This window comes from Tahibacter caeni (assembly GCF_024609805.1).
GTDB classification, from domain to species: Bacteria; Pseudomonadota; Gammaproteobacteria; order Xanthomonadales; family Rhodanobacteraceae; genus Tahibacter; species Tahibacter caeni.
On sequence record NZ_JANFVR010000485.1, the window covers coordinates 1 to 2603 of the forward strand.

The window sequence follows — 2603 nt, forward strand, 5'->3', positions numbered from 1 at the left end:
GACGGCGGCGCCGTGAGCGGCGCCGTCGCCGCGCCGGATCGTCAGGTCCGCGCGGGCGCGAGCGTGCGGCTCGCGCGCCGCAGCCGCAGCAGCTGCCAGAGGATGCCGATCACGAACACGGCGAACGTCGCGCCGATCAGCGCCTGCAGCTTCGGATCGTCCGGGCCGCTCGCGTACGGCGCGGCCAGCGGCAGGCGCGTCAGGGTTTCGGTGAAGCCCGGAATGAAGTGGAAGAAGAAGGCCAGCGAACAGGCGGCCGTCGCGACATAGGCCGACGCGCCGCCGAACGCGCGGCGGCGTTCGGCCAGCGCCGCGACGCCGAGCACGCCCAGGGTCACGAGCGCAAGCACGTGCGGCGGGCCGAAACCGCCGTGATGGAAGATGAACAGACCGGTCACGCAGCTCGCGACGGTCAGCCCGACGAACGCACGGCCCGCGGACGTGGCCAGCGCGATGCCGCCGTGGCGCGCGAACGCGACGGCGGCCGCCGCCATCGCGAGCAGACTGATCACCGTATGTATCCAGCCGAACGCAGTGATGCCAAGCATGGATGGTCTCCTCGCAGGACGGCGCGATGCCGCGGTCAGGACTTCAGGAATTCCAGCAGGTCGGCGTTGAGCTTGTCCTTGTGCGTGTCGGCCAGGCCGTGCGGCGCGCCGGGATAGACGAGGAGCTTCGCGTTCTTCACGAGCTTGGCCGAGGCCCGGCCGGCCGCGTCGATCGGCACGATCTGGTCGTCGTCGCCGTGCACGATCAGGGTCGGCACGTCGAACTTCTTCAGGTCTTCGGTGAAATCGGTGGCCGAGAACGCGGCGATGCTGTCGTAGGCGTTCTTGTGCCCGGCCATCATGCCTTGCATCCAGAACGTGTCGATGATGCCTTCCGACGGTTTCGCGTTCGGCCGGTTGTAGCCGTAGAACGGACCGCTCGCGATGTCGCGGTACAACTGCGCGCGATTCGCCACGGAGCCGGCGCGCAGGCCGTCGAACACGCTGATCGGCAGTCCGCCCGGATTCTTGTCGGTCTTGAGCATCAGCGGCGGCACGGCCGAGATCAGGCCGGCCTTCTTGACGCGCTTGGTGCCGTGACGGCCGATGTAGCGCGCGACTTCGCCGCCGCCGGTGGAGAAGCCGAACAGGGTCGCGCCCTTGACGTCGAGCTGGTCGAGCAATGCGGCGAGATCGTCGGCGTAGTGGTCCATGTCGTTGCCGTCCCAGGGCTGGCTGGAACGGCCGTGGCCGCGGCGGTCGTGCGCGATGCAGCGATAGCCCGCGTTGGCGAGGAAGAACATCTGCGCTTCCCAGCTGTCGGCGTTCAGCGGCCAGCCGTGGCTGAAGACGACGGGCTGGCCGTTGGCCGGGCCCCAGTCCTTGTAATAGATCTGCACGCCGTCTTTGGTCGTGATCGTGCCCATGGTGCGTTCTCCGGTGTTGGCGGTTCGGGATGCTCGCGTCGCGGCGCCGCCGAGCAGCGGCGCGGCCGCCAGGACTGCGCCGGCGGCAGTGCCGGCGATCAGCAGCCGGCGGCGTGCTTCGTCGATGGTGTCGGGCTCGTTGCGCGTCATGGCGGCCTCGCGTCCACAAGGGGAAAAGTGTGCGCCGCCGCCGCACTCGTGCGGCGGCGGCGACGATGCGCACAGCCTCGCATGCGGCCGCCGCGGCGCCTTGCAGGTTCGTGCTGTTACGGCCCTGCGGGACCGCGGCGGCGGCTTCGAACTATCGGCGCACGGACGTCACGGCGCCGTATCGACGAGCACGACTTCGGCGTCCTCGAGCGCGACCACGCGCAGCGCGGCCTCGTTGCGGATCGCCAGGCCGTCGCGTGTGTCGACGCGCTGGCCGTTGACCTCGACCGCGCCCTTGGCCGGCACGAGATAGCCGTAGCGGTTCGCCTCGAACGTGTAGTCGGCGCTCTGGCCGGCGGCCAGGGTCAGGCCGAGCACGCGCGCGTCGGCGCGGATCGGCAAGGCGTCGTCGTCGCCGGCCTTGCCGCTGGCCAGGGTCACGAAGCGGCCGGCGCGTTCGCCCTTCGGAAAGGGCTTGGCGCCCCAGGTCGGCTTGCCGCCGCGGCTGTCGGGGATGATCCAGATCTGGAAGATCCGCGTCGTCCCCGGCTCGCGGTTGTATTCGGCGTGCTGGATGCCGCTGCCCGCGCTCATGACCTGCACGTCGCCGGCTTCGGTGCGGCCGTGGTTGCCGAGGTTGTCCTGGTGCGTGATCGCGCCGTCGCGGACGTAGGTGATGATTTCCATGTCCGCGTGCGGATGCGGCGGAAAGCCCGTGTTGGACGCGATGGTGTCGTCGTTCCAGACGCGCAGCGCGCCCCAGCCCATGCGCTGCGCGTCGTGATAGCTCGCGAACGAGAAATGATGCCTGGCGTCGAGCCAGCCGTGGTTGGCTCCGCCGAGACTGCTGAAAGGACGGCGTTCGATCATGTCGGTGCTCCGGTGTGGACGATGGCCGCTACCTTAGTCCCGCCGCAGACGATTAAAAACAGCAACAATCGAAACTGATCGTTTCCAGATCGGCGACACGCGACGGGCGATGCGGATACCGGTCTCGCGGCGAGGCGGCGCGGGGCCCCGCGCCGCCACCGTCTTCCGG

At 69.5% G+C, this 2603-nt stretch carries 3 protein-coding genes; all 3 read right to left on the minus strand.

Translation table 11 applies throughout. From position 1 onward, the window contains the following. Positions 1 to 41: 41 nt before the first annotated feature. Positions 42 to 548, minus strand: coding sequence for a hypothetical protein (locus NON22_RS22945; RefSeq protein ID WP_257389309.1), 507 nt, complete (start codon positions 546 to 548; stop codon positions 42 to 44). Between the two features lie 35 nt (positions 549 to 583). Next, a complete protein-coding gene (locus tag NON22_RS22950) occupies positions 584 to 1564 on the minus strand; it encodes an alpha/beta fold hydrolase (protein ID WP_425508022.1) in 981 nt (326 codons plus the stop codon). Between the two features lie 168 nt (positions 1565 to 1732). Continuing rightward, entirely contained in the window at positions 1733 to 2434 is a 702-nt protein-coding gene (locus NON22_RS22955; protein WP_257389310.1) for a pirin family protein, read from the minus strand. Between the last annotated feature and the right edge of the window lie 169 nt (positions 2435 to 2603).